Origin of the sequence: Rhizobium sp. UBA1881, assembly GCF_002338015.1 — a bacterium.
Classification (GTDB): Bacteria; Pseudomonadota; Alphaproteobacteria; order Rhizobiales; family Rhizobiaceae; genus Rhizobium.
This window is the reverse complement of the sequence record NZ_DDHH01000167.1, coordinates 45,371-50,159: the sequence shown is the minus strand read 5'-3', so window position 1 is coordinate 50,159 and position 4,789 is coordinate 45,371. Positions and strand designations below refer to the sequence as shown.

Below are 4,789 nucleotides of genomic sequence, written 5' to 3'. Positions count from 1 at the left end.
GGCATCGACGTCGGTGCGAAGACGGAGATCCATCGCCTCTTGAGGGAGCTTGCGCGCTCCGGTATCGGCATCGTCGTCATCTCCTCGGAGATGCCAGAATTGCTCGGGCTTTGCGACCGGGTTCTGGTGGTCAGGGAGGGACGAATAGCGGGTGGACTTAGTGGGGACGACATGACGGAAGAGGCGGTGATCCGTCTGGCATCAGGGATCAGCACGGCAAGGACGGCAGATCATGCCGCGTGATGATGCAAGGGGAGAAACGGGCATGGCGACTGATACGATGACGGCGCAGATAAGCAAGACAGGGGCGTGGAAACGCATCGGCACGATGCGCGAAGCGGGATTGATCGCGATCATCCTCGGCCTATGCGTCGCCATGAGCTTTGCCTCGCCGCACTTTCTTACGCTGGGCAACTTCCGCGCCATGGTGATGAGCTTTTCCGTGGAAGGCATTGTCGTCGTCGGCATGACGATCCTTTTGATCGTCGGCGGCATCGATCTCGCCGTCGGTTCGGTCGTCTGCTTTGCGATGGTGCTTTCGGGCTCGCTTTTCCTCGCCGGGGTCGACCCTTGGACCGCATCGCTGATTGGCATCGGTGCCAGCGGCTTCATCGGCGCAATCATGGGCTTCTTCGTGACGGTGGTGGGATTGAATCATTTCATCACCTCGCTTGCGGGCATGGTGATCGTGCGCGGGCTCTGCCTGATTATCACAAAGGGCACGCCACTTTCGCTCTTTACGCTTCCGGCCAGCTTCAAGGCCGTCGGCCAGGGTACGTTCTACGGTGTGCCTTATGTCATCTTGATCTTCATCGCCATCGTTGTCCTGTTCGATTTCCTGCTGCGTAGGGCGACGGCCTTTCGCAAGGTGTTCTACACAGGCAGCAACGAGAAGGCCGCGCTCTATTCCGGTATCAAGACCAATCAGGTGAAGTTCTGGGTCACGGTGCTTTGCTCCACCCTCGCAGGTGTCGCCGGGGTGATTTATATGTCCCGCTTCGGCGCCGCGACACCGACCTTCGGTGTCGGCATGGAGCTCAATATCATCGCGGCAGCGGTGATCGGTGGCGCCTCGCTCAACGGCGGTTCCGGCACCATCCTCGGCGCCATCCTCGGCATCGCGTTACTCTCGGTCGTTACCTCGTCATTGATCCTCTTGAACGTCTCGGTCTATTGGCAGGACATGATCAAGGGGTGCATTCTTCTTGCTGCCGTTTCCATCGATCATTTCCTGCACAAGCGGAAGGCCTTCTGATATGCCGATCGCCAGACTGAAACCCAAGACCACAGCGCCGCGCGAGGAAATCGTCATCGCGCGCCAGATGCACCAAGCGCTCGTGCTTCACTTTCTGGAAGGCCTGACCCAAGCGCAGATCGCCGACCAGCTCGGCATCTCGCATGCAACCGTCAACAGACTGATCAAGCGCGGTCGCCAGCTCGGCCTCGTCGAGATCAAGATCAAGTCGCCGGTAGAGCCGCTGGTCGACATGGAAGAACGGCTCCTCGCGCTTGGCGGCATCAGTCGCGCTGTCGTGGTGCCGACTGTTTCCGACAACCCGCAGACAGCACTTCAGGCGGTTGGCGAGGCCGCAGCCCGGCTTTTGATCGAAGAGATAACAGATGGCGACACGATCTGCATCACCGGCGGCAAAGGCGTCAGCGCCGTCGTCGCCGGGCTACAACCCGGCCACCGCTTTGACGTCGAGGTGATCCCCGCGACCGGCTGCGTTCAGGGAAAGCACTACACCGACGTCAATCACGTCTCGACGCTCATGGCCGAACGGCTAGGTGGCCGCTCCTACCAGATCCACGCTCCGCTCTTTGCCGACACTGCCGAGCAGCGGGCGATGCTGATGGCGATGCGCTCCGTCGCTGGTGTCTTCCAGCGGGCACGTGATGCGAGGGTTGCCGTTGTGGGCATCGGGTCGATCCTGAGCAGCGACTCGACCTACTACGACCTGCACCCCTCATCGAGCACTGACCGCATGGCGATCGAACACGCCGGCGCCAGTTGCGAACTGCTTGCGCACTTGCTCGATGGCGAAGGCCAGCTTTGCGACTACAGCCTCAACCGATCGCTGGTCTCGCTGACATTGAAGGAGTTTGCCTCGATCCCGACGAAGATCGGTGTCGCCAGCGGGTTGAACAAGGCTGGCTCCATCCTCAGCGTTCTCAGAGGCAATCATCTCGATACTTTGGTGACCGACGAGGCGACCGGGGCACGCATTCTTGAAATAGCATCCGAGGAAGGACAACCCGCATGAGCGGCAAGCAGTTGACCCGCGAGATTGGGCGCTCCGGCGTCAGGGCCTCGGCTGTTGGGCTGGGAACATGGGCGATTGGTGGGTGGATGTGGGGCGGGACCGACGAGGCGGAGTCGATCGCCGCGATCCAGGCTTCGCTGGACGCCGGTGTCACGCTCATCGATACGGCGCCCGCCTATGGCCTTGGCCGCTCGGAAGAGATTGTCGGCAAGGCGCTTGCCGGACGCCGCGACCGGGCGGTGATTGCGACAAAATGTGGTCTCGTCTGGCACTTGCAAAAGGGCCGCCACTTCTTTGATCAGGACGGCAAGCCGGTTCACCGCTATCTGGGTCCGGACGCGATCATCCACGAGGTGGAACAAAGCCTGCGCCGGCTTCGCACGGATCACATCGATCTCTACATCACCCATTGGCAGGACGCGACAACACCGATCGATGAGACGGTCAGAGTGCTGGAAGAGTTAAAGGCGGCGGGAAAGATCCGCGCGATCGGCGCCAGCAATGTCGATCAGTCCGAGCTTCAGCGCTACATCGAAACCGGGTCGCTCGACGCGATCCAGGAGCGGTTCAGCATGATCGATCGCGAGATCGAGACCGGCCTGCTGCCGCTTACTGTTTCAAGCGGCGTCTCGACACTCAGCTACTCCTCACTGGCGCTCGGATTGCTCTCCGGCACGGTCGGGCCGGACCGCATCTTTGCTGGCGACGACCAACGCACGAACAACCCGCGCTTCTCCGTGGCCAACCGAGAAAAGGCGAAGGATTTCTCCGATGCCATTCGTTCGGTCGCGGCGCGGCATGATGCAAGCATTGCCCAGGTGGTGATCGCCTGGACGCTGGCGCAGCCCGGGATAACCTTTGCGCTCTGTGGCGCCCGTAACGCGGCGCAGGCGCTCGACAATGCAAGGGCCGGCACTCTTCGGCTTTCGGTCGACGATCTTAAGGCTATCGACGAGGCGCTCTCGGCGAAGCTCGCCCATATGGACGGATAACGGACTAGCATCATGAATCGTAAAGACACATTGGACGGGCTTCGCAAAAGCCCGAAGGTGGACGTGTGCGTCCTTGGCGGCGGGATCAACGGGCTCAGCGTCTTTCGCGAGCTGGCGTTGCAGGGCGTCAACGTGCTGCTTGTCGAGCAGGCGGACTATTGCTCCGGTGCCAGTGCTGCGCTTTCCCGCATGGTGCATGGCGGGCTGCGATATCTCGAAAATGGGGAATTCAGTCTCGTGCAGGAATCCCTGGTTGAGCGGGATCGATTGCTGCGCAATGCGCCACACTATGTTGCGCCGTTGGCGACGACGGTTCCAATCTTCGATATCTTTTCCGGCTTCGCCAACAGCGTCGTCCGGTTCCTCGGACTTAGCCGCCGGCCAAGCCGTCGCGGCGCCGTGGTCATCAAGGCGGGGCTCGGCATCTACGATTTCCTGACGCGCAAGCGGGCGCTGATGCCACGTCACCAGTTCCGTGGACGCAGGAAGACGCTTGCCAAATGGCCGGCGCTCAACCCGGCGATCCGCAACTCTGCAACCTACTACGATGCCTGGGTCAGCCACCCGGAACGCATTGGCATGGAATTGCTAGTCGACGGCGTCGTGTCGAACGGAAATGCGGCTGCGCTGAACTACGCGACCGTCGAGCAGTATACGGTCGGCGAATTTCTGCTCCGCGATGGCCTCTCGGGCGAAACGATGGAAATCGAGCCGGCATTGATCATCAATGCGACCGGAGGCTGGATCGATATGACCAACAGCTCGCTCTTTCCGGAAAGAACCCGCCCCACGCCATTGATGGGGGGCACCAAGGGATCGCACCTTATCATCGATAATGCCGGCCTGCGCGATATGCTGGATGGCCATATGATCTACTATGAGAACGAGGATGGGCGTATCTGCATTCTCTTTCCCTATCTCGGCAAGGTGCTGGTCGGCTCGACGGATATAAGGGTCGATGACCCCGGCGCGGTGCGCTGCGAGGCGGATGAGCGCGATTACATTCTGCAGTCGCTTGCCTTCGTGCTGCCCGGCGTCGTGATCCGGCCGGAGGAGATCGTCTTCCAGTTTGCCGGCGTGCGGCCGCTGCCCGCCAGCACGGACAGCTTTACCGGCCGCATCCCGCGCGACCATTTCTGCACGGTGATCGAGGGCGGCGGCGGCCCACCGGTGCTCTGCATGATCGGCGGGAAATGGACCACCTTTCGTTCCTTCGGCGAACTGGCCGCGGACATGGCGCTGGAGCGCCTCGGCAGGGAGCGCCGCCTCGGTACTGCCGAGCGGTCCTTCGGTGGTGGGCGCGACTTCCCCGGTGATCGAGGCGAATGGCTGCGACGGCTCGCGGCGGCGACTGGCATTGTCGAGGATCGCGCCGACACCCTCTTTGCACGCTATGGCACGGATGCCGCCAAGGTCGCGCATTTCATTGCGGCCGGGCCAGATCGTTTGTTGCCGCACACCGGCTACAGCGCTCGCGAACTCCTTTTCCTCGTTCGTGGCGAGGCGGTCGAGCATCTGGACGACATGCTGCTG

General features: G+C 61.6%; 4 protein-coding genes and 1 pseudogene. All 5 read left to right on the top strand.

Going from position 1 to position 4,789, the window contains the following annotated elements:
• Window positions 1-243 (top strand): annotated as a pseudogene (locus tag B3605_RS20455) (D-xylose ABC transporter ATP-binding protein); the annotation flags it as partial.
• A gap of 22 nt (window positions 244-265) precedes the next feature.
• Window positions 266-1,255 (top strand): ABC transporter permease, encoded by a 990-nt coding sequence (locus B3605_RS20450; protein WP_296435807.1) that lies wholly within the window; start codon window positions 266-268, stop codon window positions 1,253-1,255.
• A gap of 1 nt (window position 1,256) precedes the next feature.
• Entirely contained in the window at window positions 1,257-2,264 is a 1,008-nt protein-coding gene (locus B3605_RS20445; RefSeq protein WP_113009616.1) for a sugar-binding transcriptional regulator, read from the top strand.
• Window positions 2,261-3,256: an aldo/keto reductase gene (locus B3605_RS20440; RefSeq protein WP_296435805.1), complete on the top strand. Its 996-nt coding sequence runs from the start codon at window positions 2,261-2,263 to the stop codon at window positions 3,254-3,256. Before B3605_RS20445 ends, B3605_RS20440 begins: the two co-directional genes overlap by 4 nt.
• A gap of 12 nt (window positions 3,257-3,268) precedes the next feature.
• Window positions 3,269-4,789, top strand: a 1,521-nt coding sequence (locus tag B3605_RS20435; RefSeq protein ID WP_296435803.1) for a glycerol-3-phosphate dehydrogenase/oxidase, incomplete at its 3' end; no start/stop codon positions are given.

What these genes read in the sequence shown, in the direction of transcription:
- B3605_RS20450 (WP_296435807.1), top strand. Translation starts at nt 266, where the DNA reads ATGGCGACTGATACGATGACGGCGCAGATAAGCAAGACAGGGGCGTGG.
- B3605_RS20445 (WP_113009616.1), top strand. Translation starts at nt 1,257, where the DNA reads ATGCCGATCGCCAGACTGAAACCCAAGACCACAGCGCCGCGCGAGGAA.
- B3605_RS20440 (WP_296435805.1), top strand. Translation starts at nt 2,261, where the DNA reads ATGAGCGGCAAGCAGTTGACCCGCGAGATTGGGCGCTCCGGCGTCAGG.